Here is a 24,084-nt window from a genome sequence, read left to right on the forward strand (position 1 = left end):
CCCGTGATGATCAACAGCCTCACAGCACCAGTCTGGGCGGGCGCTATAAACAGCCCAAGGCCCCCACCAGACCTAGCACCACCCAAACACGCCACTGGTGGACCCGGCGGCGTAGCTTTGGCCGTGGTTAGTGGACACAGGGTTATCCGGCTTGAACGAAGACCTCATTCTGGTGAGGAGACTTACCCCAGGCGCGTGGACGAAGTGGGGATGCTCATTCCGTTATCCGATCAGTGGTGGGAAGCCAGGCGATCATTGTGGTGATCGCGCCGACCGCGGCCACGGCGATGCTCACTATGCGCCACGGCAGCGGCAGGATGGGGGAGCCGTGTTCGGAGACAACCGCCGCAAAAATTAGCAGCGCACTACCCACGCAGAAGGTGGCCGCGCACCACCACCGAGACCACCATGCTTTGCGCCATGCGCCAACGGACGCGATCGCCCACCCGACCACCCCGACCGCGAAGATGCTGTACAAGAAAATCCAGGGAACAATCGGGTCAGGGATCTTGCCAAACGGTTCGTAGAGCTCCTGGACGTGGGCGGCAATACTGTCACTACTCACTTGGTCGACAGCCATCAAGATGAGGGCCACTACCGTCCCAGCCAATCCCATACCAACACAGATCGACAACGCGACCTGCCGCGATGCCGTGCGTTCCGTCTTCATAACACCCCATTCGACAGTGACTATCAGTTGATTGTGACTATATAAAATTATGGCACTGCAAGTCAAATGCAAGTCACTAGTAGTATCATGGGGAGATGGCATTAGGATTGCGGGATCGCAAGCGACGCGCGGCGATGCGTCACATTCAACAGATAGCGTTGGACTTGTTCGACGAGCGTGGCTTCCAGCACGTAATAGTCGAGAACATTGCAGAAGCTGCCGAGGTTTCTCCTTCTACGGTCTACCGATACTTCGGCACCAAGGAAGGGATCGTCCTTGCCGATGACTTCGACACCCTGAGCGAGGCCGAACTTGCTGCTGTCATCGACAACACTGACCTACTCGGCACGGTGCGCGCCATCGTGGCTCGGTTTGAGCCATCACCTGATCAGCACATCCCGGAGGGGAGCCTTGCGCGTCGACGCATCCGTTACTTCTTCGACGAACCATCCGTCCGCAGGTCTTCCTACGAGATGCTGGCCAACGCAGTCGATCGGATCGCTCCAATCCTCGCCGCATCCGGTGGACTCACCACCTCGGAAGCCCATATCAAGTCGTCTGCCTTAGTCTTCGGCTACTTCTCCGCACTTGAACAATGGCACCGCAACCCGGCAGGCCGCTCAATCTCGAGTGCACTCGGTGACGCACTCGGAGTCCTAAGCCGCCTATAACGACGCGAGACGCGGTGCCCGCGAACGCGGGTCCCTACGGTTGTGCTGGCGTAGCCGCCATCATTTAGAGCGATATCACTTTACAATCTCTGTGCCGCGAAGCAGCTCCACCGGGAAATGGCTCCGACGGCTGCGCCGCTATTTCGTCGCGTTCCGAAAGGGCATGAGCTTGGTTGTGCAAGGTGCTGTCTCCGTGCCGGGGCCGGGGACAGGGAAGCTCAGCGTGGAAGCGGGGCCACTGTCACGCCGGAGCTTGGACTGAGACTATTCCTAGGTGACCTCATCCCAACGGGGGCTTGAATACCCAGCGGGGTGGGGGAAAAGTGAGCTCATGAGGCGAATCTCCTCCAGCGGGGCATCTTTCCTCACCGCTGATGCCCTCTCCGGCGCACTTTTCCACCTCGTCACCGCCCTCGGCATTAGTCAGACAACCGAATCACTCAACCTGCCCACGGTCAATATCACCGGGAAACGATCTTCGTGAAACTAATCGTGGGGCCCATGAGCGAGCTGATCAGCGTCCCCGAGATCTCCCTCTGGGACGAACCGGACATCAGCGAAGTTCTCGCATTCTTCCAAGGCCGCATTCCTGAAGACCTGACCAAGACTGTCTCCGCGAATGGAATCACCTACGCGACCTCGCCCAGGTGCTGCCACCGGTTCTCCGGGCTCAGCAGTCCCGCGCCCACCAGATCGAGCGCGGAACGGTGATCGGCCCGGTTCGTGCTGGCTCGCGGATACCGCGGCCACAACCGCTCACCCGGCGTGCTCGCCTCAAACAACGGCCGGCTCGATACATGCGGGCGCCGCGGCCGAGATCTGGGCGTTGACATCATGTTGGTCAGTGCGGCTTGCCACCACGCCCACACCTCCCGCTCGATCCGATACCGCTCCGCCCGAGCCAACAGGGTTCCCAGCACGTTGAGCTGCAGGGCCGCCTGGTTCCGAAGATATCGGGTGCATCAACATGCGACGAACCTTCCGCGCATCACGGGGGCCCTGTCGAAGTACACGAATCTGTTGGAAGAGCCTCCTGATCATGCCAGTGGCCGCTCTCGCGGCGGTTTGGCCACCAAGATTCATCAGCTTTGCGACGGAAAAATGCGCCCGCTTGTGGTTCTTCTGGGCACCGGGCAGGGATTCGCCAATGCTCACGGAGATTATGGCTTCGCTCAGCGTCGACCGGATCGGCCCGGGACGGGCCCGCACTCGACCCGACCGGGTGCTGGCAGACAAGGCCTACTCGGCCAAAGCGCACCGGGCCATGCTGCGAAAACGCAATATCCAGGTCGTCATTTCGGAACGCTACGACCAGATTCGTAGCGCGGGGTCGATTGATTGAATCGGAACGATTGTGATGATTGTGTCGCGGGTTCAATTCCCGCTCCCGCTCCCAGAACGTATGACGAAGGCCCTGCCTCAGGCGGGGCCTTCGTCGTTTCCCGACGCGCGTAGCAGTCGCACGTGGCAGTCGCTCGATTCAGTCGCACGGGTCACGCGCGGCTGCGGGTCACGAGCGAATCCGCGAACGCCGAAACCAGCAGCACCACGGAGCCGGCACCCAGGCTGAACCCGGCCGTCACCGTGCTGATGACCCCCGGGTCCGCCGGTGCGGGTGTCGTGAGGTAGACCAGGGACATCACCCCGGCGGCCCCGCCGACCAGGGCCAGCAGGCTCTGCCGCACCAGCCCGGTGAGCAGCCGCCGGTCGTTCTGGTCCGCGAGCAGCCGCACATTGACGTTGAGGTTGCCCATCTCGAGGGCCTGCCCGATCTGGTCGAAACGCCGGGGGAGCCGGCGCACGCTGGGCAGCAGAGCCAGAAGCTCGGTGGTCAGGAGTTCGCGCACGTTGGCCGGCGCCATCTGGTCGCGGATCTGTACGCTCGCCAGCCTGCGGGACTCCTCGAGCAGGTCGAACTCCGGCATGCTGGAGCGCAGGGTGCCCTCGAGCACCGCGAACGCCCGCGCCGCCGCTACGAACTCGGCGGGGATTCCCACGCCGTACCGGGTGAGGATAGCCACCAGGACATCCACGGTCAGCACGCTGACCCGCGCGCCGGGCCCCAACTCGAACGTGATGAACGCGCTCAGCTCGCGGCGGAACGCCTTCTCGTCCGCACCGTCCCGCAGCGGGGCGACTTTGAGGAGCCCGTCGGCGATGAGCTGGGTGTCGGACTGGAGGAAAGCGATCAGCAGCTCCTGGATCGTCTCCCGCAGCTGCAGGTCGAGCCGGCCCACCGATCCGAAGTCGACTAGCGCGGGGGTGCCGTCGGCTAGCAGCATGATGTTGCCGGGGTGCAGGTCGGCGTGGAAGACGCCGTCGAAGACGATCTGGCGCACGAAGGCGCTGAGCACGGTGCGCATGGCGGCGCCGAGCTCGGCCCGAGGCGCGTCGGACGTCTCGTTCAGGTCGCTGAACGTGTCGCCGACCAGGTACTCCATCACCAGCACGCGATCGCTGGACAGAGACTCGAACAGCTCGGGGAAACGCAGGTCGCCGGCCCGCGGGCCGCGCAGCTGGAGGGCGCGCATGGCCGAGAGGTTCAGCGCCTCCAGCCGGAAGTCCAGTTGGCGCACGAGGTCGGCCGCATAGTCCTCGGCGACCGCCTTGATGCCCAGAGTTCTGGCCTGCGGAGACGTCAGGCTCATCAGGTTCGTCACCCGCACGGCGATGGCGACGTCGCGCCGCAGCTCCGGCACGATCCCGGGCCGCTGCACCTTGACGGCCACCACAGTGCCGTTCATCAGGGTCGCCCGGTGCACCTGGCCGATGGAGGCCGCGGCGATGGGGTCGGGATCGAAGCTGGCGAAGACGCCGGCGAGGGGTCCGCCGAACTCCTCCTCCAGCATCCGTTCGACCTCGCCCCAGGGGGCAGGCTTCACGCTCTGCTGAAGCGTCGCGAGGGCCCGGGCGAATTCCGGGGGCAGGAAGTCGGATCGGGTGGAGAGCAGCTGGCCCATCTTGACGAAGGCTCCACCGGCCTCCTCCAGCGCGGCCCGCAGACCCTCGGCCTGCACGGCGCGAACGGCTGCCCCGCTCGGGTTGGTCGTGAAGTCGAGCCGCCGCACCGGCAGCAGTCCATTCTTCCGGGCGATACGCACGAGTTCGGCGAAGCGGCGGCCGCGCTGCAGGAAGGGCCGCGGGGGAGCCGGGCGGCTCCGCTCGGTGGCCAGAGTCAGTTTCGGAAGGGTGATGCCGCGTGCGCCGGCCACTGTTTCAGCTCTCTTGTCGCGCGCCGGCCGGAGTGGCGGGCGATCAGGACTTCAGCATGCCCGGTCAGGATGGGAGACGGGTGCGAACCGGGTGGCACGAGGGGGCACGGACAGATCTCGGCAGGGCTCGGCCGGTCGCCCTCGGTGCCGTGAGCCGCACCGCCGCGGGAGTACTCTGGCGACGTGAAAACCTACACCGCCGCCCAGATGCGCGAGGCCGAGACTCCCTTCCTGGCCGAGGGCGTGCCGCTGATGGAGCGGGCATCGGCCGCGCTCGCCGCGGAGACGGCGGCCCTGCTCGAGGAGCTGCTCACGGAAAGCGGGGGAGTGCCGGACGCGCGGGTGCTGGTGCTGGCCGGTGCGGGGGACAACGGCGGCGACGCCCTGCACGCGGCCGCGCTGCTGGCCGCGCAGGGTGCCTTGGTGACCATCGTGCCCACGTCGGCACAGCTCCACGACGGCGGCCTCAGCGCTGCCCTGGCGGCCGGGGCGGCGCTGCTGCCCCTGGCTGAAACGGATGCCGCTCTCGCCCGAGTGGCGCGGGTATCCGCCGTGATCCTCGACGGCATCCTCGGCACCGGCACGAGCACCAGCCCGGCGCTCCGCGGGCGGGCTCGTGAGGTGGTGGCGGCCATCCTTCCCGCGCTGCACGACCCCGGTGCGCCCCTCGTGGTGGCGGTGGACTCGCCCAGCGGGATCGGCGTCGACGACGGCGCCGTGCCGGACCCCACCGTGCTGCCCGCGCACCTGACGGTGACGTTCGGAGGCTGCAAACCAGGTCTGCTGCGGGAACCCGCGGCGAGCCTGGCCGGACGAATCGTCGTGGCCGACATCGGCATCGGCGACGAGCTCGAACGGATCGCGGCCCGGGATCGCGGGTAAGTTCTCTCTCTGCTGTTTCCACGGTCGGCGCCGTTGCGTATCCGCACCCGGAGCATCAATGGACGGTAGTCATTTCCTCCCGCCCAAAGGCACTGAGGGGGGCCGATACCGTGATCACAGTTCCGCCCGCAGGGTTCGTCGCCGTCTTCGGTATGCTCCAGACCCCTGCCGGGCTGTGGCTGTTCCTGCTGGTCCCCATCTGGTTGGTGTGGGAGATCCCCGCGATGGTCAGGCATCAGCAGTTCACGTTCGATGTGCAGCGAGACAGGGCGCAGCTCGTCGACTGGTGAGGCGACGCATCCGTCGCCCGTCCCCGCTCTCGCGGGGTAGGGTGTCCGCTGGAAGACCTCGGCGTCATTGACCATGCCGGTGAGTCGGACATCCTCTCAACGCAGCGGTCATTCCGTGCGGGAGCCGGCCACCGCTCGCAACTCGCCCAGCACCCGGCGCACCGACGCCCGCAGCAGCGTCTCGGGGCGGCTGAGAACGTCGATCTGGCGGCCGACCCGCAGGTCGTCGATCGGCAGCAGCACCAGGCCGGACCCTGGCGCCGGGGCCATCGTGTACCGGGGCAGCAGTGCGATCGCGGACCCCGAAGCGACCACGGAGGCCGCCACGAAGAACTCGTTGATGCGGTGCTCGATCCGTAGGGGGTGCCCGGCGCTCGCCGCGACGACATTCACCGCCTCCGCGAGCGGGAAGCCCGGGTGCCCGGCGATCCAGGGCTCGTCGGCGATGTCGGCGACCGACACCGACGACCGACCGGCCAGAGGATGTCCGACATGCAGCGCCACATCCAGCGGTTCGTAGAGCAGCGGGGTGACCGTGACCCGTTGCGGCCAGAGGGGATCGTGCGGCAGCCGGTGGGCGATGACGAGGTCATAGTCGGCGACCAGTGCCGGGAAATCCTGCCGTGCGACATCCTCGTCGCCGCACCGGATTGGCGTCCCGGTGGGTCCGGCCGGACTGGCCAGTCGCGAGATCAGAGGCCCGAACCAGGCCAGCCCAGCGCTGTGGAACGCCGACAGGCTCACCGGCGCGGCCGGCTCTTCGTGGAAATGTGCCACCGACTGCTCGGCGGCGGCCATCGCGGTGGACACGCTGGCGGCGGCGGTAGCGAGAGCCGTGCCGGCGGGTGTCAGCACAAGCCTGCGCCCGCGTCGTTCGGTCAGCGCCACGCCCGTGCTGCGCTGCAGCGCGGACAGCTGCTGCGACACCGCCGACGACGAGACGAACAGCGCGCGGGCCACCGCGGCGACGCTGCCGCGCTCGCCGAGTTCCCGCAGGATGAAGAGCTGATGCAGATCCATAAGCAAACACTAAAGTGTTAGTTCAGAATTGGTGATCTGGACTTAACGGATGCCGCCCGGCAGCATTGGCCCATGACCTTCCTCCCGCGGCTCGGACGTTACCGCATCGACGCCGTCCTGCTGCTTGTCGCGCTGGTCTGGGGTGGCAGCTACCTCGCCGCCAAGGTGCTGACCGAGCAGGCGAGTGTGGGCGCCGTGCTCGCGCTGCGCTTTCTGGTGGCTGCGCTGGCGCTGCTGCTGATCTGGGCGTTGAGCCGGCCTCGGCGGCCGACCCGCGCCGAGCTGGCCGGGGGCGCGCTGCTCGGGCTCACCCAGGCGGCGATTCTCTGGTTGGAGACGGCCGGCGTGGCCGTGACCTCGGCCACCAACGCGGGCCTGATCATCAGCTTGACGATCATCCTCACCCCGATCCTCGAGTCGGTCGCGGCGCGCAACTGGCTACCGCGTTCGTTCTTCGTGGCTGCGGTGCTCGCGGTCGTCGGGGTAGCGCTGCTCGTTTCCGGCAATGGTTTTCGCGCCCCGAACCCTGGCGACCTGCTCATGCTCGCCGCAGCGCTCGTGCGCGCCCTGCACGTCACCATGGTCGGCCGGGTGACCCGCGCCGACGACGCCGGCCGCCGGCCCGGGACGCTCACGATCACGCTGGTGCAGGCCGCCGTGGGTGCCCTGGCGTTCACCGCAGCGGATGCGCCGGGAACACTTCGGGCGATCGGCGCCTTCGGTCCGGCCGCCTGGCTCGGGGTGCTCTACCTCGGTCTGGCCTGCAGCGTGTTCGCGTTCCTGGCCCAGACCTGGGCGATCCGGCACACCTCGGCCGCGCGGGCCAGCCTGCTGATGGGCACCGAACCGGTCTGGGCGGTGGTCGTGGGGGTGAGCCTCGGCAGTGAGAACCTCGGCCTGGTGGCGGTGCTCGGGGCAGGCCTGATCATCGCGGGCACCTCGTGGGGACAGCGGGTGGAGCAGGGGCACCGACTACGGGCGGCGGCCGACGTGCTCGCGGTGCCGGCCCGGTCACATCCGTCGCCCGCGGCCATCGGCTGAAGCCGGGTTCGGCTGCAGCTCAGCGAGCGCGCGCGCTCGCCTGCATTAAATCCAGCCCGAACGAATTCGACGGAGATTTTGTCTGAGACGGTCTCAAACCCTCTGAAACAGCGCCTTGATGAGAAAATCTCCGTCGAATTGGTTCGACGCTACACACGGCGCTCCGTGATGAACGGCGTACACGCGCGGTGGGATTACGGGCGGAAGACGGCCTGGGCGACCACCAGGTCCTGCCAGGACATGCCGGAGCTCGTGAAGACGCGGGGACGCGACTGGTCGACGGCGACCGTGCCGGTCAGGATGTCCCGCATCGGCACCAGGGAATCGGCCTGGATCACGCCCTCCCGGAGCGGGATCAGCACGTCGCCGCCCTCCCGCAGCGCGACCTGGCTGTCTTCGACGACGACCTGCGCGCGTCCGATCAGCTCGCTGGAAAGCTCACGGGCGTCGGGCTCGTGCGACCCGACCGCCACCGTGCAGGAGTTCCGCGGCACCAGGGACCCGTCGAACAGCGGGGTGCGGGCGGTGGTGGCGCAGACGATGAGCTGAGCGTCGGCCACGGCGCCGGGGGTGCCGGTCTGCGCGGGCAGCCCGCCCGCCCGCACCTGCTCGGCCAGTGCCTCGGCGCGGCCCGGGTGCCGGCCGACCACGGTGACCCGACCGACCCGGCGGATGGCGCGCATCGCCTCGACATGCCCGCGCGCCTGGGGTCCCGCGCCGAACACCACGAGGTGCTCCACCTCGGCGGGCGCGAGCAGGTCGGCGACGGCCGCCGACACCGCCGGGGTGCGCAGGGTCGTCAGTGCGATGCCGTCGAGCAGGGCGACCGGGCTGAGCGTGACAGCATCCATCAGTAGGTAGACGCCCTGGATGCGTGACCGGCCGAGCTGCGGGTTGCCCGGCGCGACGGTGGCGATCTTGACGCCCACGAACTCCGCGGACTGCGACGGCATGAGCAGCAGCTGGCCCCGGTCGAGGGGCAGGATGCTGCGGCTGAAATCAAGCCCCGGGTCGAGCCCAGCCCGCACGGCGACCTGCAGGGCGCGCGCCGCGGCGCCGACGCCGACGCGGGCGAAGATCTCGTCGGCGGAGATCCACGAGGTGGGTGCATCGGAAGCCATGCTCCGACTTTACGTGTCGGAGTGTGGGGGCAGGTCACCCCGATGATGTCCTGCCCCCGACGAGGGGTGCTTCGCTCCGGTCTCATACGGACCCTGCAATCAGGGACTAAGGACCGGTGTTCGGGGAGCCACCCTGCCTGTGTTGAAGCGTACGACGATGCCGCGCCCGGCGGAAGGGTCTGGACAAACGCGGCCGCATTTGGTTTCGCGGGCTGACTCGGGGTGACGCGGGGTGACACAGGCCGGCTCGGGCTAGCGCCCCGAACGAATTCGACGGAGATTTTGCCAGAGTTGCTCCTCAACGCGCCTAAAAAGCAGTTCTGCACGAGAATCTCCGTCGAATTGGTTCAATATCGATGAGGACTCACTCACCTAGGCTTGGTGCGACAGGGTTGTTGGCAGGGGCAAGGGAGAGTGCGAATGACTGAGCAGAACCTGACTGAGCAGAACCTGACTGAGCAGAGCCTGACTGAGCAGAGCCTGACTGAGCAGAACCTGACTGAGCAGAACCTGACTGAGCAGAACCGGGTGGTCGTGGTCGGCGACGCACTCATCGACGAGATGCTGAGCCCGGGGTCCCGCCTGGAGTTCCCCGGCGGCGCCGCCCTCAACGTGGCCGTCGGCCTGGCCGTGCTCGGTGTGCCGACCACCCTGATCGCCATGGTCGGCGATGACGCCGACGGTGCCCGGCTGCGCGAGTTCCTCGCCGCGCACGACGTGACGTTGGTCGCCACACCCGGGCCGTTTGGCAGCTCCCGCGCCACCTCCGACCGCACCGACGGCGAGCCCACCTACGCCTTCAATGAGGCCGCGCGGAAGCGCCGCATCGAGTTCGGCCCGGCCGAGCGCGCGGCCCTGGACAACGCCCGCCTCGTGGTCGTGAGCTGCTTCCCTTTCGATGACACGGCCCAGACGGATGCCTTCATCGCCGCGGTCGCGGAGCCGGAACGCCGCCTCGTGATCGACCCGAATCCGCGTTCGGGCATGCTCGCCGACGGCGACCTGTTCGTGGCGAACTTCGAACGAATCGCTGCCCGGAGCCTCCTCACGAAGGTGGGGGACGAGGACGCCGAGCTGCTCTACCGCAGCACCCTCGAAGAGTTGCGGGAGCGGCTGCTGGCTGCCGGCACGCAGACGGTGCTGGCCACGGCCGGGCGCGCGGGGGCATCCGTTGCCTGCGGCGCCGATCTGCGGGTCAGCGAGCCGATCGCCGTGCTTCCCGGCGCCGTCGTCGACACCATGGGCGCGGGCGACGCCACCCTCGCCGGGGCCGTGCAGACCATGCTGACAAGGGGGGTGCCCACGGATGCCGCGGGCTGGCAGGCCCTGCTGGCCGACGCCATGCTGATCGCGGCCGCCACCTGCCGCCGGGAGGGTGCCCTGCTGCGCGTACCCACCGCGGGTTAGGCGTCGCTGGCCGGTCTAGGCGGCGCCGGCCGGCTTGACCGCCCGCACAATGGCGCCGTGTATCCCGTCGGTCACCTCGTGGGTCAGGGTGACGCCCACCTGCTCGAAGCCCGCGGCGGCGAGCAGGGACTCGTACTCAGTGATCGAGAGCGCGCCGGCGATGCAGCCCACGTGGGAGCCGCGCTCGGCCCGCTGGGCGGGCGCAAGGTGGTTCTCGGCCACGACGTCGGACACTCCGACGCGGCCGCCGGGCCGTAGCACGCGAAACATCTCGCCGATCACGGCGGGTTTGTCCGTCGACAGGTTGATCACGCAGTTGGAGATGACGACGTCGACGCTGCCGGAGCCCAGTGGGATCTCCTCGATCGTGCCTTTCAGGAACTGGACGTTCTGCGCCTGGGCTGCGGCCGCATTGTGCCGGGCAAGGTCGAGCATCTCGTCGGTCATGTCGAGGCCGTAGGCGAACCCGGTGGGGCCGACCCGGCGGGCGGAGAGGAGCACGTCGATGCCTCCGCCCGAGCCGAGGTCGAGCACGGTTTCGCCGGCCTGCAGGTCTGCGACCGCCGTGGGGTTGCCGCAGCCGAGGCTCGCCAGCAGGGCCGCGCCCGGGAGGTCAGCGGTCGACGCGTCGTCGTAGAGCGCGGAGCCGAAAACCAGGCTCTCGTCGATGGCGGCCGGTTCGCAGCAGCCGGCGGCAGGCGCCTCGGTGAGCAGCGACCGACGCCCCTCATTCGTAACCGAGACGGCCACGCTCGCGTAGCGGGCCCGCACCTCTTCGCGCACCGGGTTACTATTCTCGCTCATGGTGTTCTCCCTCGACTGAGACCTACATACATTGATGACTATCGATGCAATCTACCGCCGAAAATCGATCGCCGTCAATCCGCGCGCGTGAGGGGACGCAAATCGACTCTCCCGGGCCGGATGCGGGCCCGACGCGGCAGCCTGGTCGCGGCGCGGGCGCCCCTTCCGGAAAGATCAGCCGACATCGACCGGCTCCAGGGTGGGCCGCTTGGGCGGGCGGCCGTCTCCGGAGGAGCGTCCGGTGAGCCGGCGTCCGATCCACGGCAGCACGAACTCGCGGTAATACGCGGTCGTGCTCTGCACCTGCTCGTCGGCCGCGGCGGGCGCATCCAGCCACTCCACCGGAACCGGCACCCCCAGCTCGGCCAGCACGTTTGTGGCCACCCGGGTGTGCCCGAGCGCGTTGAGGTGCAGTTTGTCGACCGACCAGAACCGCTTGTGCTCCAGCTCGGAGTCGGCCCAATTGTCGACGAGCGTGACGCCCGGCCGGTCGAAGGCGGCGCGCGCGGCATCCGCCAGCTGATCGCCACGCCGGCGCATCAGGTTACCGAGCGGCAGGTGGTGCGAGGGATTGCCGCCACTGAGCACCAGCACGTGCACGCCCTGCGCCTCGGCCCGGTCGACGACCTTCCGCATCAGGTCGACCACATAGGGGATCTCGACCCGCGGCCGCATCACGTCGTTGCCGCCGCCGCAGATGCTGAGCAGGTCGGGGCCGAGCGCGAGCGCGGACTCCAGCTGCTCCGCCACGATCGGGCCGAGCAGCCGACCGCGCACGGCGAGGTTGGCGTAGGAGACGGGGTGGGCGGATGCCGCGGCGAGCCCGAGCGCGACCAGGTCGGCCCAGCCGCGCACCTGGCCGCCCGGCAGGTCGTCACCGACGCCTTCGGTGAAACTGTCGCCCATGGCCACAAAGCGATGGAACATCCGGACCCCCCGTCTCGGTACTGCGTGTGTGTCCCGGTTCCGGGCTCGGCTACGCGCTCGGGTGGGTGTGCCGGGTTCCGTGGGTCTGCTCGGTGCCCTGGCCCTGCTCGACCGTAAGGTTCCACCGTGCGTTGAGCACGTCGCGGGCCTGCTGGGCCGCGCGGCGCACCTCTTTGTCGGGGTCGCGCAGACGCTGCACGATGGTGGCGAGGTGGTCGGCGGTGCCCTGGGCGGCCAGCGCATGCAGGGCCGCGGCGCGCACGCGCGGAACCTCGTCGGTGGTCAGGCGCATCAGCTTGGGCGCCACCTCGAGGCCGCGCAGCAGGACGACCTTGGCGCACATCTCGCGCACCCGCCAAGCCTGGTTGTTCATGCCGACGACGATGTACGGTGCCGCCGAATCGCCCCAGACGTAGAGCAGCGCACGGGCACCCCACAGCTCGGGCCAGTAGAGGGCGGGGGCACCTTCGAGGATGCCCAGGGCGTGGCGTCCGCCGGCGTAGAGCAGGAAGTCCTTGCCGGCGTTCTTGGCGCGGAGTAGCGCGACGGAATTGTCGATGACGGCCTGTTCGCCATAATGCGCGACGGCCGCATGGATGCGTTCGGCCGTGGGCAGGTCGATGGGAAGGTCGGGGTGTGGCTCTAATTTGTTAGGCATGACGTGTCTACGCTAGCAAGCGGGCGTGTCGCAGGCCAATGCCGGACTGTCAGGCGGGGCGTTCCGGGGAGGCAAACGTGCGCTCGAACCCGGTCGCGTTCTCGTAGATCCCGTAATTGCCGATCTCCCGGTAGCCGAGGCGCCGGTACAGCGCGAGCGCCTCCGGCTGCGCGTGGCCCGTCTCCAGGCGCAGGTGCCGGTAGCCGAATTGCTGCGCCACCTCCTCGAGGGCGGCGAGCAGGGCCACGGCGTGGCCCTGCCGGCGGTAGGCCGGGTTGGTCCACATCCGTTTCACCTCGCCGGTCGTCTCGCTCAGGCGACGGATGCCGCCACCCGCCACCGTCACGCCCCCATCGAGCAGCACGAGGAAGGTGCCGCTCGGCGGGGCGAAGGCATCCGCCGGCACGTCGTGCACCGAGTCGCCGTCGCCGTAGCGCTCGTCATACTCCCGCGCCAGGTCGGCCAGGAGCGGGACCACCTCAGGGTCACCCAGACGCACGCGCTTGATCTTCACACCAGCCAGTCTGCCCGATGGCGCCGTCCCCGGCCGAGGCCGGTAAACTCGGCCTGTGTCTGTCAACCCCGAACTGCAGGGCCGGGTCTTCCCGCCCGTCGCCCCCTATCTCGTCGGCCGGGAGAAGGTGCGCGAGTTCTCCCGCGCGGTCTTTGCCACGAGTCCGATCAACCTCGACCCGGAGGCCGCGCGCGCCGCGGGCTACGCCGACGTCGTCGCCCCGCCCACATTCGCCGTGGTCGTTCAGGAGGCCACCCTGGCGCAGCTTCTGGCCGTCCCGGATGCCGGCATCGACTTCACCCGCGTCGTGCACGGAGACCAGCGGTTCACGTTCAGCCGCCCGATCGTGGCCGGTGACGAACTCACCGCCACGCTCCACGTGGCCGGCGTAAAGAGCCTCGGCGGCCACTCCATGGTGACGGCCGTGTCAACCATCGTCGACGCCGCCGGCGCGCACGTCGTGACCGCGACCTCCACCCTTGTCGTCAGGGGAGACGAATGACCATCATCGCTACGCCCCGCCTCGCTGACCTGACCGTCGGAGACGTCGTCGCCGAGGGCACGTTCCCGCTCACGCGCGACTCCCTCGTGCACTACGCCGGGGCATCCGGAGACTTCAACCCCATCCACTACCGCGACGACGTGGCCGTGTCCGTGGGACTGCCCGGCGTGCTCGCGCACGGCATGCTCACCATGGGCTTCGCCGTTCAGCCGGTCGTCGCCTGGGTCGGCGACCCCGGCCGCATCGTGGACTATCAGGTGCGGTTCACCCGCCCCGTGCTCGTGCCGGCCGACGGCGCGGCGGTCGTGACCGTGGTCGCCAAGGTCGGCGCCATCGACACGGATGCCGGCGTCGCCCGCATCGACCTCATCGTGTCGTCGGGCGAGGTGACTGTGCTGGGCAAGGCGCAGGCACGCGTGCGCCTGGTCTGAGTGGTCGTTCCCGATGACGAGCCCCGCTGCCTCCGCGCCGACCTTTGCCGACCTGACCACCATGGGCGTCGGCGGCCCTGCCGCCCGGATGGTGTCGCCCGCCACCGAGCAGGACCTTGTCGACCAGACCCTGATCGTGTGGGCCTCGGGCGATGAGTGGCTGCTGCTCGGCGGCGGATCGAACACGATCGTGGCCGACGAGGGCTTCGACGGTACGGTGATCCGGGTGCTGACCCGCGGGGTGGACGTTGTCTCGGCTTCCTCTCCCGCGTCCCCTTCGCCGTCTGATCACCCGGACCGGCTGGTGCTGCGAGTGCAGGCTGGCGAGCCCTGGGACGAGCTGGTGGCCTACACCGTGGCGCAGGGCTGGTCCGGTATCGAGGCACTCTCCGGCATCCCCGGTTCGACCGGGGCCTCCCCGGTGCAGAACATCGGCGCCTACGGCCAGGAACTCGGCAACAGCCTGGCTGCCATCGACTTCCTCGACTACGACAGTGGCGAACGGCGACGGATGGAGGCTGGCGAGCTCGAACTGGGCTACCGCACCTCGGCTCTGAAACAGGGGCTCCGCGGTCTGGTGATCGCGGTCGAATTGAACCTGCACGACACGCAGAGCGAGGCATCCGTTCTCGGCGGCGCGCTCAGCCGGCCGGTGTCCTACCCGCAGCTTGCGACCGCACTCGGCGTGCAGCTGGGCGATCGGGTGCCGCTCGCGCAGCTGCGGGGCGCCGTCCTGGCCCTGCGCGCGGGGAAGGGCATGGTGCTCGACCCGAATGACGCTGATACCCGCAGCGCCGGCTCCTTCTTCACCAATCCGATCGTGTCGCTGGCGTTTTCGCGCACATTGCCGGACGCCGTGCCCCGCTGGCCGCTCGGCGAGCAGGAACTGCCCGACCGGGTGATCCCGCTCGACGAGTATGCTGGCGTCGGACCGATCCCCGGGGAGCGGTCCGTGCCGCTCGTGAAGCTGAGCGCCGCCTGGCTGATCGAGCACTCCGGGATCTCGCGCGGCTTCCGGCTGCCGGGCTCCCGCGCCGCGATCTCCAGCAAGCACACCCTTGCGCTGACCAACACTGGCGGGGCCACCGCCGACGAGATCGCGCAGCTCGCCCGGCTGGTGGAGGCTCGCGTGCAGTCCGAGTTCGGCGTGATCCTGCAGCCCGAGCCCGTGCTCGTCGGCCTCGACGCCTAGCGCGGCCCGCGCCGCTCTCGCGGGCCTGAAGCCGTCAAACCGGGGTGTGAGCGCGGGCGGGGGCGTCAGCCGGCGCGGCGGAGCGCGGCGATGATGCCGACCACGATTAGCAGGAGTCCGATCACAATCACGCCGCCGAGCAGCCAGAGCGTGGGATCGGCGGGAGCAGGTACCAGCACCCCGAGCAGCACGTAGCCGGCCAGGGCGAGCAGGATCACTCCCCAGACGATCGTGCTGAACAGCGGGCGGCGGAGAAGTCGCATCGATGCCTCGGGGTACGCCGGTTCGGCGGCGGCGGCGGCGGTCGGGGCCGCGGCGCGGGCCGTCGGCACCGGCGCGACCGGAAACGGCGGGTCCGAGGCGAGAAACGCCTGTGCCGTCGCTGGCGGCTCGACGGAGGGCTCCATCGCGTAGTCAGGGATGGGGCTCGGACAGGCGACCGTGTGAGCCGGGGCTGCACGGGTGGTCTCAACCTCCACCTCGTGACCGCTCTCCCCATGGCCCTCGGGCTCGGCGGGCGCGGGGTCAGGTGCTGCCGTCACGGACGTGACGGCATCCGTGGGCTGATCGTCGAGCGGCCGGGCGAACGGCGGGTTCGGCGGCTCGTTCGGCGGCTGGTTCGGGTCGGGGGTCGTGGTCATCAGGGTTCCAGACGCGAGGGGCCGACGACAGTGACCTGGCCGAGCGCCGTCCAGACGCGGACGCGGGCCACGGTGCCGGTGCCGTCGTCGTTGAAGGTACGCGAGTCAGAGTAGAAGGCGCCGCCCTGCTGCACGGCGACCGAGCCGCCGACGTAGTCGATCCTGCCGGCCAGCGCATTCGTCTCCACCAGCACGGCCCGGCCGCGGGGCAGGATCAGCTCGGTGACGCCCACGCCCATCCAGATATCGATCGTGCGGTCCTCCACGCTCGCCGCGTTGAGGGCCGTGAGATCGATGGTGGCCCGGCCGGAGAGCACGGCATACCCCGGGGGAGCAGCGTCGGCATCGGCGCTGACCGTCCAGACCGGGATGCCGACCAGGAAGAACGCGGTGCCGCTCGGGAATAGGCCCAGCAGCACCAGGGCCACCGCCGCAAGGAAGGCGAACCCACCCAGGGCGCCGCTCTGCTTTCCGCGAATGCCCGACACGATGATGCCAACGGCCAGCACCCCCAGCGTGACGGCCAGGCCCAGCACCAGTGCGGCATCCGACCAGTTGCCGCCCGACCACACACCGGCGGCGACCGCGCCGCAGAGCAATGCCGACCCGAGCACGATCGCGCTGAAGCCGGCCCCGGGGCGAAGGTCGCGCCAGGAGCCGCGTCCGGGTGGTGGCGCGGCAGGGCCGCCGACGGTGACGGCGCCGCCGGCTGTGCCGGCTGTCCCGGAGCTGCCCGCTGCTTCGGCGGGCTGCATGGCCCCGAAAGCGACACCGGCCCCGATGCCTTCCGCGGCGGTGCTGTGCGGGTACCCGCCGGCCGGCGCCGTGGTGCGTCGGGCCAGGAAGAACACCAGCCAGATGAGCCCGATCGTCACCCCGACGCTCCAGCCCACCGCGAGTGTGGTCGCCAGCCAGTCGGGCAGCACGGCCGCCGGGCTCTGCCACCACAGGCTGCGCGTGTAGGAGGCAGAGCTGATGCCCACCAGCGCGATGATCCCGATCATGACGGGCGGAAAGACGCCGCGAACGGCCTGTTCGGCATGGATGCGACCGGTCGGGCCGGGCAGGAGAGCCCAGCCGACCGCGCACGTGAACAGAACCGGACCGCCGAGGACGCCCAGCGCGATGGTCACAACTCGCACCAGCGTGGGGTTCAGCCCAGCTCGCAGTGCGACTCCGCCGCAGACGCCGGCCAGCCAACGGTCGCTCCCGCGCACGATCCCCGTGGAACGGATTGCGGCGAAGAAGTCGTTGCTCCCGTCGGAGGGGGTGGGGGGAGTGCCGGGCCCCGCGGCCGACGGCGTCGTCTGGCTCTCGGGTGCGTCGGTCATGCTGCCAGTGTGCTCGCGGTGGCCCGAGCCGACAATGCCGGGTGTCGTTCGGTGAGTGAGCCCTGATGGCTGCGGGCGATGGGGGTTCGCGGCTCGGGGTTCCGAGGTCGTTGTTCTGGAGGCCGACGCAGGCGTGCAGTGGACCGCGACGCGGGATGGACGTGCGCTGCAAACGCCATGTCGGTCGAGTCTGGGCCCTGCCGCAACTCGTCCCGAACGAATTCGACGGAGATTTCACTCTGAACAGCGCGTTTGGGCTCAAAAATGGGTGTTTGGCCCAAAATCTCCGTCGAGTTGGTTCGAGGCCGGGCCCGGTGCTCATCCTGTGATGAACAGTGTCCACGCGGTGCGGTCAGCTCTGACCTTCCGTGAGCGACACAACAAGCCGTTCAGGAGTCACGCTCCTAGGTGTCCTTGCGGATCCAGCGAAACGTGACCCGGCTGAGCACCAGCCCCACCACCAGCCGGATGAGCAGGCTCAGCGCGATCAGCGGAAAGTCCCGGGAACCGCTCTGCTCAAGGTTCGCGAAGCTGTCGGGCAGGAACACTCCGCGCATGCCCTTCGCCATCCACTTCAGTGGGAATACGCTGGCCGCGTTCTGCATCCAGTCGGGCAGCAGGTAGAACTGCAGATAGACGCCGGAGATGAACTGCAGGATCGGCACGATGGGGATGACCAGCGGCAGCGGAATGCCGACGATCAGGGCGGCGGTGTGATGACTGAGGAAGGCGCCGGGTGGTATCCGTCGCAGGATAGCGGTGCGGCGCTCGAGCGTGGACAGGGTGCCGGAGATTGTCCACAGCCCCGGCCGAGCGACAGGAAGGGGGGAGCAGAAGGGCCCCTGACCCCCCAAGCTGTCGGTTCACCGGCGAGCCGTTTGGCGCGCTGCGCTAGGCGAACAGTCGCTGGAGGCGCTGCACGCCCTCGAGCAGGGCCGCGTCGCCGAGCGCGTAGGAGAAGCGCAGGTAGCCGCTGGGGCCGAACGCCTCGCCGGGCACGACGGCCACCTCGGCCTGGTCCAGGATAAGATCGGCCAGCTCCAGGGAGGTGGTCGGGGTGACGCCGCCCCAGGTGCGTCCGAGCAGGCCGGTGACGTCGGGGTAGACGTAGAACGCCCCCTGCGGCGTCGGCGTGACGATGCCGGGGATCGTGTTCAGCTCGGCGACGATGACCTGTCGGCGACGGTCGAAGGCATCCCGCATGGCGATCGCGGCATCCTGAGGGCCGTTGAGTGCGGCGATCCCGGCGCGCTGGGAGATGTTCGACACGTTCGACGACAGGTGCGACTGCAGGTTGGCGGCGGCCTTAATCGCGTCCTGCGGGCCGACCATCCAGCCGAGCCGCCAGCCGGTCATCGCGTAGGTCTTGGCGACGCCGTTGACCAGGATGGTGCGGTCGGCCAGCGCGGGGACGGCCTCGACGATCGAGATCGCACGCACGCCGTCATACGTGAGGTTCTGGTAGATCTCGTCGCTGACGATCCAGAGGCCGTGTTCCTCGGCCCACTCGCCGATGGCCTTCGTCTGCTCGGGGGAGTAGACGGCTCCGGTGGGGTTGGACGGCGACACGAACAGCAGCACCTTGGTGCGCGGCGTGCGCGCCGCCTCGAGCTGCTCGACGGTGACGAGGTAGCTCTGGTCACTGCCGGCGAAGACGTCGACCTGCACGCCGCCGGCCAGCCGGATCGACTCCGGGTAGGTGGTCCAGTACGGCGTGGGCACGAGCACCTCATCGCCCGGGTCGAGCAGCGTGGCGAAAGCCTGGTAGACGGCCTGCTTGCCGCCGTTGGTGACGACCACCTGGCTGGGCGAGATCGCCAGGCCGCTGTCACGGAGCGTTTTGGCCGCAATGGCCTCGCGCAGGTCGGGCAGCCCGGCCGCCGGAGTGTACCGGTGGTTCTTCGGGTCGCGGACCGCCAGTAGGGCGGCTTCGACGATGTGCTCCGGGGTGGGGAAATCAGGCTCGCCCGCGGCGAAACTGATGACCGGCCGGCCGGCGGCCTGCAGGGCCTTCGCCTTGCCGTCCACCTTGAGGGTCGCGGACTCCGCAATGGAGCCGATTCGGGTAGAGATGCGCTTGGATTCGTGGGCCACGCTTCGAGCATACGGGGCTGCCTCGTTCTGCTGGGGCTGTCTCGGCTTTACAGTGGCCCCCGGGTGACCTAGACTCGACGAGGTAATTCAATTCTGCCAAGCTTTTTTGCGCCCGCTTGTCGGTTCGTTCCGGGGTCCGAGTGTCTCGAGGTAGTTTGAATTTCGTTCCATAGGGTGGTGGCTCAATTGGTAGAGCAGCGGTCTCCAAAACCGCAGGTTGCAGGTTCGAGTCCTGTCCGCCCTGCAAGTCGGTGGCATTCCGTCGGCACATGAAAGGTGTAATCAGGTGGCCCGAAAAGTTGTCGACGAACCCAGTGAGGAAATCGTCGCAAACGCGAAACTTGCGCTCGATTCCAAGCGCGGTCCTTTCGCTCGGATGTCCCTGTTCATCAAGCAGGTCATGGCGGAGCTCCGCAAGGTCGTCACCCCCACCCGCAAAGAACTCCTCAGCTACACGGGTGTGGTGCTGGTATTCGTTGTCATCATGATGGCCATCGTTTCCGCCTTCGACTGGATGTTCGCGCTCGCCGTCACGTACGTGTTCGGAACGCCGGGCGGGTAGGCAACTTCCGGTGCCGCATCCGCTCCCAGCGGTCGCAGCCACGCATCAATGAAGAAGAGTCACTGCAGAATTCAGGGCAAACGCTGTTTGGGTCACGGTTTCGTGCCCACGCAATAGAAAAGGATTGAAATTTAGTGACTGACACGAATCACGACGATGTCGACTGGGCCACCGCCGCCGAGCAGTCCTCCACCGAGGACGAGGCGCAGGAGGGCAACACCCTCGCCGCTGAAGAAGACTCCGTAGAGGCTGCCGAGCAGGTCGCCGTGCACGTGTTCGACCCGAGCATGGGCGTCGAAGTCAACCTCGACGCCGCGCTCGACGCGTTGGCCGAGCCCGCTGACCCCGACGCCGACGCTCTCGTCGACGAGGCCCTCGACATCGATTCCGACGACGAGGCCGAGGCCGCCGTCGAGGCCGTGGAAGACGAAGACGAAGTGGCAGTCGAGGCTGAAGAGGCAACGGATGTCGGTGCCGAGCCCGCCGAGGACGAGACCCCCGAAGACCCCTACGAAGAATTCCGCAAGGAACTGCGCTTCCAGCCCGGCAAGTGGTTCGTCATTCATTCCTATGCCGGCTTCGAACGCCGCGTGAAGTCGAACATCGAGAACCGCAAGCAGTCGATGGCCATGGAAGATTTCATCTACCAGGTCGAGGTTCCGATGGAAGACGTCGTCGAGATCAAGAACGGCCAGCGCAAGATGGTCACCCGGGTGCGCATCCCCGGCTACGTGCTCGTTCGCATGGACCTCAACGAAGACAGCTGGTCCGTGGTGCGTCACACGCCCGGCGTCACCGGATTCGTCGGCAACGCGCACAACCCCACGCCGCTTCGCTTCGAGGAAGCCTTCGGCATGCTGAAGAGCCTCGTCGAGATCCAAGACGTCCCCACCGCCAAGACCGGCGGACACGGCGGCAAGGTCCCTACCCGCGCCCTCCCGGCCGAGATCGACTACGAGATCGGCGAGACGATCACGATCAAGGAAGGCTCGTTCGCGGGCCTGCCCGGATCGATCAGCGAGATCAAGGCGGAAAGCGGCAAGCTCATCGTGCTGGTTTCCCTCTTCGAGCGCGAAACCCCGGTCGAGCTCAGCTTCGACCAGGTCACCAAGCTCTAAAGGGACTGAACACCCTCCCCACGGATTCAAGTTCACCGGGGCCCGTCCGGGCCACCGGGAGAGCGGCCCCTGGCTGCTCGTCATTACAAAGTAAGGAAGAACAATGGCACCGAAGAAGAAGGTAACCGGTCTGATCAAGCTTCAGATCAAGGCCGGCGCCGCCAACCCCGCACCGCCCATCGGGCCGGCGCTGGGTCAGCACGGCGTCAACATCATGGAATTCTGCAAGGCGTACAACGCTCAGACGGAATCCCAGCGCGGCAACGTCATCCCGGTAGAAATCACCGTCTACGACGACCGTTCATTCACTTTCATCCTGAAGACTCCGCCGGCGGCGGAGCTCATCAAGAAGGCGGCCGGCGTCGCCAAGGGCAGTGGAACCCCGCACACCGTCAAGGTTGCGAAGCTCACCCAGGCCCAGGTCCGCGAGATCGCCGAGGCCAAGATGGTCGACCTCAACGCGAACGACCTCGACGCAGCGTCGAAGATCATCGCCGGCACCGCCCGCTCCATGGGCATCACGGTCGAGGCCTAACCACCTCCCCCAGGCATTCCGCCACCAGCAGTACGTGGAAGAGCCAGCCAGGCTCGCACCACACTCTCAATTTCGTTTTACAGGAGATTCAACATGGCACAGAAGTCAAAGGCCTACCGGGCCGCGGCCGAGAAGATCGACGCAGACAAGCTCTACACCCCGACCGAGGCCGTCACCCTGGCCCGGGAGACCGGCTCCGCGAACTTCAACTCGACCGTCGAGGTCGCGCTCAAGCTCGGCGTCGACCCTCGCAAGGCTGACCAGATGGTTCGCGGTACCGTGATTCTTCCTCACGGCACCGGTCGCACCGCCCGCGTCATCGTCTTCGCAACGGGCCCCGCGGCCGAAGCGGCAATCGCTGCTGGTGCCGACGAGGTCGGTGGCGACGAGCTCATCGAGAAGGTGGCCGCCGGCTACACGTCGTTCGACTCCGCCGTCTCGACCCCGGAGCTCATGGGCAAGGTCGGTCGTCTCGGTAAGGTTCTCGGCCCGCGCGGACTCATGCCGAACCCGAAGACCGGAACCGTGACGCCTGACGTCGCGCGCGCCGTGTCCGACATCAAGGGCGGAAAGATCGCGTTCCGCGTCGACAAGCACGCCAACGTGCAGTTCGTCGTCGGCAAGGTGTCCTTCACCGCCGAGCAGCTGAATGAGAACATCAGCGCCGCTCTCGAGGAGATCGTTCGCCTCAAGCCCAGCTCCTCCAAGGGCCGTTACATCATGAAGGGTGCCGTTTCGACCACGTTCGGCCCCGGCATCGCTCTCGATGTGAACAGCATCTAGTCAGTTCCACCGCAGCCCGGCTGCACCAGGAAGGGCCCGTCAAAAGACTGGGCCCTTCCCTCGTTAACGGATGCTCACTCGCTGGCCATCGTGGGGCGTGCGTCTCTGCGTGCGGGGTCGTCCCGATCGGTGTTCTGCGGGTGCGCGCGAAGCATCGCGGCGACCGCGATCGCGTCGCCCTCCGGCTGGTGCGAGGTGGTGTGCGGCTTCGCGATGAAGAGGTACAGCAGGCCGCTGCCCATCACTACAGCCAAACCGATCAGCACGATCCAGTCGTCGAGGAACACCCCGGTCGTGCCCGGGCGCGCCAGCAGGATCATGGCGGAGATCCCGTAGGCCAGGGCGATGATGTTCACGATGAACCCGAGAGGTCCCAGGCTGAACGGCCCGGCCGGACGCCACCCCTTGAACCGCTGGCGGAGCGCGGCCAGAACCACGGCCTGGAACGCGACATAGATGCCGAGCACCGCGAAGGCCGTGATCTGGGTCAGGATCGTGCTGCCGCCCAGGTAGATCACAACGCAGAGCAACAGCGGGATCGTGGACGCGACGATCAGTGCGTTGACCGGCACTGCCGTGCGCGGGGACACCTGGCCCAGCCAGGTCTTGCCGGGGACCATCCCGTCTCGTGCGAAAGAGAAGATCAGGCGGCTGGCCGCGGCCTGCAGGCTGAGCACGCAGGACAGGAAGGCCGTGATCGCCACTATGAGGAACAGCGTGGCACCGACCGTGCCGAGGGTCGCGTCCAGGATCGCGGGGATCGGGTCGATGTCTGTCCCGTCGACCACGGCCTGCAGGTCCGGCGCGGCCAGGACGTACCCGCCGAACGAGAACAGGGCGGAGACGCCGCCGACCAGGATGGTGAGGATCATGGCCCGGGGGATACCTCTGGCCGGGTCGGGCACCTCCTCGGCCACGTCGCCGCAGGCTTCGAAGCCGTAGAACAGGAACAGTCCGGCAAGCGCGGCCCCGAGGAACGCGGTGGCGTAACTGCCGTCACCCTCGACGCCCAGGGTGTCGAAGAAGACGCTGAACTCCTGCTTGCGCTGGAAAAGGAGTAGGTAGAGGCCGAGACCGATCACGCCGATCAATTCGGCAGCGAGCCCGATCCGGGCCGCGCGGGCCAGCATCTTCGTGCCGGAGAAGTTGAACGCGAAGGCCACGACGAGAAAGAGCACCGAGAGCCCGAGCGTGACCTCTTTGGTGACGGGCGCGTTGATCAGGCTGGCGAGGAACCCGCTGCCGAATTCCGCGACGGCGGTGATTGTGACGAGCATCGCCCAGACGTAGACCCAGGCGGTCATCCATGCGTACCTCTTGCCCCAGAGACGACGTGTCCACGGGTAGATACCGCCCGCGATCGGGTATTGGGACACCACCTCGCCGAAGACCAGTGCCACCAGCAGCTGGCCGGTGCCCACGATCACCAGCCAGAAGATCGAGGGTGGCCCGCCCGTGCTCAGGGCCAGGGCGAACAGCGAGTAGACGCCGACGAGCGGCGAGAGGTAGGTGAAGCCAAGGGCGAAATTGCCCCAGAGCGACATCGAACGATGGAAGGTGTCTTCGTAGCCGAGGGCCTCGAGGTGCTCGGCGTCGCCGAGCCCTTTCCTCTGGGATGACGCGTGTGATGACATGGGAACCTTTCCGATCGAGCCGGAGAGCGAGAATGTGCTCACCA

28 protein-coding genes, 2 tRNA genes and 1 pseudogene are annotated in these 24,084 nt (G+C 67.9%); 18 read left to right on the forward strand and 13 right to left on the reverse strand.

Annotated features, from left to right (window positions below):
* Positions 1-214 precede the first annotated feature (214 nt).
* A complete protein-coding gene (locus E3O47_RS02835) occupies positions 215-670 on the reverse strand; it encodes a hypothetical protein (protein ID WP_104100736.1) in 456 nt (151 codons plus the stop codon).
* 95 nt (positions 671-765) lie between these two features.
* Between E3O47_RS02835 and E3O47_RS02840 the strand changes: the two genes are divergently transcribed.
* The 6 genes and pseudogenes from E3O47_RS02840 (at position 766) to E3O47_RS02855 (ending at position 2,737) form a co-directional block, all read left to right on the forward strand.
* Entirely contained in the window at positions 766-1,341 is a 576-nt protein-coding gene (locus tag E3O47_RS02840) for a TetR family transcriptional regulator (protein ID WP_134342501.1), read from the forward strand.
* A gap of 331 nt (positions 1,342-1,672) precedes the next feature.
* Positions 1,673-1,825 carry a hypothetical protein gene (locus tag E3O47_RS15830; protein WP_158250256.1) on the forward strand — a complete coding sequence of 51 codons (153 nt, stop codon included), beginning with the start codon at positions 1,673-1,675 and terminating at the stop codon, positions 1,823-1,825.
* 17 nt (positions 1,826-1,842) lie between these two features.
* The gene (locus tag E3O47_RS02845) at positions 1,843-2,052 is read left to right on the forward strand and encodes a hypothetical protein (protein ID WP_134401017.1); all 210 of its coding nucleotides are present in this window, start codon (positions 1,843-1,845) and stop codon (positions 2,050-2,052) included.
* A 312-nt stretch (positions 2,053-2,364) separates the two neighbouring features.
* Positions 2,365-2,454, forward strand: a pseudogene (locus E3O47_RS16390) (IS5/IS1182 family transposase); the annotation flags it as partial.
* A gap of 34 nt (positions 2,455-2,488) precedes the next feature.
* Entirely contained in the window at positions 2,489-2,683 is a 195-nt protein-coding gene (locus tag E3O47_RS15835) for a hypothetical protein (RefSeq protein WP_166784756.1), read from the forward strand.
* A tRNA-Thr gene (locus E3O47_RS02855) sits at positions 2,665-2,737 on the forward strand. The genes E3O47_RS15835 and E3O47_RS02855 overlap by 19 nt, the downstream gene beginning before the upstream one ends.
* Before the next feature lie 97 nt (positions 2,738-2,834).
* Here the strand turns inward: E3O47_RS02855 and E3O47_RS02860 are convergent.
* Positions 2,835-4,553 carry an AarF/UbiB family protein gene (locus tag E3O47_RS02860; RefSeq protein WP_134342498.1) on the reverse strand — a complete coding sequence of 573 codons (1,719 nt, stop codon included), beginning with the start codon at positions 4,551-4,553 and terminating at the stop codon, positions 2,835-2,837.
* Between the two features lie 183 nt (positions 4,554-4,736).
* Between E3O47_RS02860 and E3O47_RS02865 the strand changes: the two genes are divergently transcribed.
* The gene (locus E3O47_RS02865) at positions 4,737-5,435 is read left to right on the forward strand and encodes an NAD(P)H-hydrate epimerase (RefSeq protein ID WP_241986064.1); all 699 of its coding nucleotides are present in this window, start codon (positions 4,737-4,739) and stop codon (positions 5,433-5,435) included.
* A gap of 110 nt (positions 5,436-5,545) precedes the next feature.
* Entirely contained in the window at positions 5,546-5,725 is a 180-nt protein-coding gene (locus E3O47_RS02870) for a hypothetical protein (RefSeq protein WP_104100741.1), read from the forward strand.
* Between the two features lie 108 nt (positions 5,726-5,833).
* Here E3O47_RS02870 and E3O47_RS02875 read toward each other — a convergent pair whose 3' ends face one another.
* Positions 5,834-6,745, reverse strand: a complete 912-nt coding sequence (locus tag E3O47_RS02875) for a LysR family transcriptional regulator (RefSeq protein WP_134342497.1) — start codon at positions 6,743-6,745, stop codon at positions 5,834-5,836.
* A 72-nt stretch (positions 6,746-6,817) separates the two neighbouring features.
* On the opposite strand from E3O47_RS02875, the gene E3O47_RS02880 reads away from it, so the two are divergent.
* The gene (locus E3O47_RS02880) at positions 6,818-7,786 is read left to right on the forward strand and encodes a DMT family transporter (protein ID WP_104100743.1); all 969 of its coding nucleotides are present in this window, start codon (positions 6,818-6,820) and stop codon (positions 7,784-7,786) included.
* Positions 7,787-7,980: 194 nt separating this feature from the next.
* On the opposite strand, the gene E3O47_RS02885 is transcribed toward E3O47_RS02880, so the two are convergent.
* A complete protein-coding gene (locus tag E3O47_RS02885) occupies positions 7,981-8,907 on the reverse strand; it encodes an ornithine cyclodeaminase family protein (protein ID WP_134401018.1) in 927 nt (308 codons plus the stop codon).
* Positions 8,908-9,327: 420 nt separating this feature from the next.
* Here E3O47_RS02885 and E3O47_RS02890 point away from each other — a divergent pair, with 420 nt between their 5' ends.
* Complete coding sequence (locus E3O47_RS02890) at positions 9,328-10,314, forward strand: PfkB family carbohydrate kinase (RefSeq protein WP_134419464.1); 987 nt, start codon at positions 9,328-9,330, stop codon at positions 10,312-10,314.
* Positions 10,315-10,329: 15 nt separating this feature from the next.
* On the opposite strand, the gene arsM is transcribed toward E3O47_RS02890, so the two are convergent.
* From arsM to E3O47_RS02910, 4 genes are all read right to left on the reverse strand, one after another.
* A complete protein-coding gene (gene arsM / locus E3O47_RS02895) occupies positions 10,330-11,118 on the reverse strand; it encodes an arsenite methyltransferase (RefSeq protein WP_134419465.1) in 789 nt (262 codons plus the stop codon).
* Positions 11,119-11,292: 174 nt separating this feature from the next.
* Entirely contained in the window at positions 11,293-12,045 is a 753-nt protein-coding gene (locus E3O47_RS02900; RefSeq protein WP_134342995.1) for an SGNH/GDSL hydrolase family protein, read from the reverse strand.
* 49 nt (positions 12,046-12,094) lie between these two features.
* On the reverse strand, positions 12,095-12,703 hold the full coding sequence (locus E3O47_RS02905; protein ID WP_134419466.1) for a HEAT repeat domain-containing protein: 609 nt from the start codon (positions 12,701-12,703) through the stop codon (positions 12,095-12,097).
* Positions 12,704-12,752: 49 nt separating this feature from the next.
* Positions 12,753-13,217 (reverse strand): GNAT family N-acetyltransferase, encoded by a 465-nt coding sequence (locus E3O47_RS02910; protein ID WP_158250258.1) that lies wholly within the window; start codon positions 13,215-13,217, stop codon positions 12,753-12,755.
* A gap of 55 nt (positions 13,218-13,272) precedes the next feature.
* Between E3O47_RS02910 and E3O47_RS02915 the strand changes: the two genes are divergently transcribed.
* From E3O47_RS02915 to E3O47_RS02925, 3 genes are read left to right on the forward strand one after another with little or no spacing between them, the layout of a single operon-like run.
* Positions 13,273-13,719 carry a MaoC family dehydratase N-terminal domain-containing protein gene (locus E3O47_RS02915; RefSeq protein ID WP_104100749.1) on the forward strand — a complete coding sequence of 149 codons (447 nt, stop codon included), beginning with the start codon at positions 13,273-13,275 and terminating at the stop codon, positions 13,717-13,719.
* Positions 13,716-14,150, forward strand: coding sequence for a MaoC/PaaZ C-terminal domain-containing protein (locus tag E3O47_RS02920; protein WP_104100750.1), 435 nt, complete (start codon positions 13,716-13,718; stop codon positions 14,148-14,150). Before E3O47_RS02915 ends, E3O47_RS02920 begins: the two co-directional genes overlap by 4 nt.
* A gap of 13 nt (positions 14,151-14,163) precedes the next feature.
* Positions 14,164-15,342 carry a UDP-N-acetylmuramate dehydrogenase gene (locus E3O47_RS02925; RefSeq protein WP_104100751.1) on the forward strand — a complete coding sequence of 393 codons (1,179 nt, stop codon included), beginning with the start codon at positions 14,164-14,166 and terminating at the stop codon, positions 15,340-15,342.
* Between the two features lie 65 nt (positions 15,343-15,407).
* On the opposite strand, the gene E3O47_RS02930 is transcribed toward E3O47_RS02925, so the two are convergent.
* The 4 genes from E3O47_RS02930 to E3O47_RS02945 form a co-directional block, all read right to left on the reverse strand.
* A complete protein-coding gene (locus tag E3O47_RS02930) occupies positions 15,408-15,983 on the reverse strand; it encodes a hypothetical protein (protein ID WP_134419467.1) in 576 nt (191 codons plus the stop codon).
* Positions 15,983-17,314, reverse strand: coding sequence for a PspC domain-containing protein (locus tag E3O47_RS02935; protein ID WP_104100753.1), 1,332 nt, complete (start codon positions 17,312-17,314; stop codon positions 15,983-15,985). The genes E3O47_RS02930 and E3O47_RS02935 overlap by 1 nt, the downstream gene beginning before the upstream one ends.
* 404 nt (positions 17,315-17,718) lie before the next feature.
* Entirely contained in the window at positions 17,719-18,168 is a 450-nt protein-coding gene (locus E3O47_RS02940; protein WP_134419469.1) for an ABC transporter permease, read from the reverse strand.
* Positions 18,169-18,205: 37 nt separating this feature from the next.
* A complete protein-coding gene (locus E3O47_RS02945) occupies positions 18,206-19,408 on the reverse strand; it encodes a pyridoxal phosphate-dependent aminotransferase (RefSeq protein ID WP_134401021.1) in 1,203 nt (400 codons plus the stop codon).
* A 171-nt stretch (positions 19,409-19,579) separates the two neighbouring features.
* On the opposite strand from E3O47_RS02945, the gene E3O47_RS02950 reads away from it, so the two are divergent.
* The 5 genes from E3O47_RS02950 to rplA all read left to right on the forward strand — a co-directional run bounded on the left by E3O47_RS02950 (position 19,580) and on the right by rplA (position 22,406).
* Positions 19,580-19,652, forward strand: a tRNA-Trp gene (locus E3O47_RS02950).
* 42 nt (positions 19,653-19,694) lie between these two features.
* Entirely contained in the window at positions 19,695-19,970 is a 276-nt protein-coding gene (gene secE, locus E3O47_RS02955; RefSeq protein ID WP_104100756.1) for a preprotein translocase subunit SecE, read from the forward strand.
* A gap of 134 nt (positions 19,971-20,104) precedes the next feature.
* Positions 20,105-21,088, forward strand: coding sequence for a transcription termination/antitermination protein NusG (gene nusG, locus E3O47_RS02960; RefSeq protein WP_134419470.1), 984 nt, complete (start codon positions 20,105-20,107; stop codon positions 21,086-21,088).
* 103 nt (positions 21,089-21,191) lie between these two features.
* Positions 21,192-21,623 carry a 50S ribosomal protein L11 gene (gene rplK / locus E3O47_RS02965; protein WP_104100758.1) on the forward strand — a complete coding sequence of 144 codons (432 nt, stop codon included), beginning with the start codon at positions 21,192-21,194 and terminating at the stop codon, positions 21,621-21,623.
* Between the two features lie 93 nt (positions 21,624-21,716).
* Positions 21,717-22,406 (forward strand): 50S ribosomal protein L1, encoded by a 690-nt coding sequence (rplA, locus tag E3O47_RS02970; RefSeq protein WP_104100759.1) that lies wholly within the window; start codon positions 21,717-21,719, stop codon positions 22,404-22,406.
* A 74-nt stretch (positions 22,407-22,480) separates the two neighbouring features.
* On the opposite strand, the gene E3O47_RS02975 is transcribed toward rplA, so the two are convergent.
* Positions 22,481-24,040, reverse strand: coding sequence for an amino acid permease (locus tag E3O47_RS02975; RefSeq protein ID WP_104100760.1), 1,560 nt, complete (start codon positions 24,038-24,040; stop codon positions 22,481-22,483).
* Between the last annotated feature and the right edge of the window lie 44 nt (positions 24,041-24,084).

The sequence above is a fragment of the Cryobacterium sp. TMT2-17-1 genome, assembly GCF_004402765.1.
Classification (GTDB): Bacteria; Actinomycetota; Actinomycetes; order Actinomycetales; family Microbacteriaceae; genus Cryobacterium; species Cryobacterium sandaracinum.

Excerpts from the sequence above, each read along its gene's own strand:
- E3O47_RS02840 (WP_134342501.1), top strand. The coding sequence starts at position 766 with ATGGCATTAGGATTGCGGGATCGCAAGCGACGCGCGGCGATGCGTCAC.
- E3O47_RS02880 (WP_104100743.1), top strand. The coding sequence starts at position 6,818 with ATGACCTTCCTCCCGCGGCTCGGACGTTACCGCATCGACGCCGTCCTG.
- E3O47_RS15835 (WP_166784756.1), top strand. The coding sequence starts at position 2,489 with ATGCTCACGGAGATTATGGCTTCGCTCAGCGTCGACCGGATCGGCCCG.
- E3O47_RS02935 (WP_104100753.1), bottom strand. The coding sequence starts at position 17,314 with ATGACCGACGCACCCGAGAGCCAGACGACGCCGTCGGCCGCGGGGCCC.
- rplA (WP_104100759.1), top strand. The coding sequence starts at position 21,717 with ATGGCACAGAAGTCAAAGGCCTACCGGGCCGCGGCCGAGAAGATCGAC.
- E3O47_RS02835 (WP_104100736.1), bottom strand. The coding sequence starts at position 670 with ATGAAGACGGAACGCACGGCATCGCGGCAGGTCGCGTTGTCGATCTGT.
- E3O47_RS02885 (WP_134401018.1), bottom strand. The coding sequence starts at position 8,907 with ATGGCTTCCGATGCACCCACCTCGTGGATCTCCGCCGACGAGATCTTC.
- E3O47_RS02930 (WP_134419467.1), bottom strand. The coding sequence starts at position 15,983 with ATGACCACGACCCCCGACCCGAACCAGCCGCCGAACGAGCCGCCGAAC.
- E3O47_RS02890 (WP_134419464.1), top strand. The coding sequence starts at position 9,328 with ATGACTGAGCAGAACCTGACTGAGCAGAACCTGACTGAGCAGAGCCTG.
- E3O47_RS02925 (WP_104100751.1), top strand. The coding sequence starts at position 14,164 with ATGACGAGCCCCGCTGCCTCCGCGCCGACCTTTGCCGACCTGACCACC.
- E3O47_RS02875 (WP_134342497.1), bottom strand. The coding sequence starts at position 6,745 with ATGGATCTGCATCAGCTCTTCATCCTGCGGGAACTCGGCGAGCGCGGC.
- rplK (WP_104100758.1), top strand. The coding sequence starts at position 21,192 with ATGGCACCGAAGAAGAAGGTAACCGGTCTGATCAAGCTTCAGATCAAG.
- E3O47_RS02975 (WP_104100760.1), bottom strand. The coding sequence starts at position 24,040 with ATGTCATCACACGCGTCATCCCAGAGGAAAGGGCTCGGCGACGCCGAG.
- E3O47_RS02905 (WP_134419466.1), bottom strand. The coding sequence starts at position 12,703 with ATGCCTAACAAATTAGAGCCACACCCCGACCTTCCCATCGACCTGCCC.
- E3O47_RS02920 (WP_104100750.1), top strand. The coding sequence starts at position 13,716 with ATGACCATCATCGCTACGCCCCGCCTCGCTGACCTGACCGTCGGAGAC.
- E3O47_RS02900 (WP_134342995.1), bottom strand. The coding sequence starts at position 12,045 with ATGTTCCATCGCTTTGTGGCCATGGGCGACAGTTTCACCGAAGGCGTC.
- E3O47_RS15830 (WP_158250256.1), top strand. The coding sequence starts at position 1,673 with ATGAGGCGAATCTCCTCCAGCGGGGCATCTTTCCTCACCGCTGATGCC.
- arsM (WP_134419465.1), bottom strand. The coding sequence starts at position 11,118 with ATGAGCGAGAATAGTAACCCGGTGCGCGAAGAGGTGCGGGCCCGCTAC.
- E3O47_RS02845 (WP_134401017.1), top strand. The coding sequence starts at position 1,843 with ATGAGCGAGCTGATCAGCGTCCCCGAGATCTCCCTCTGGGACGAACCG.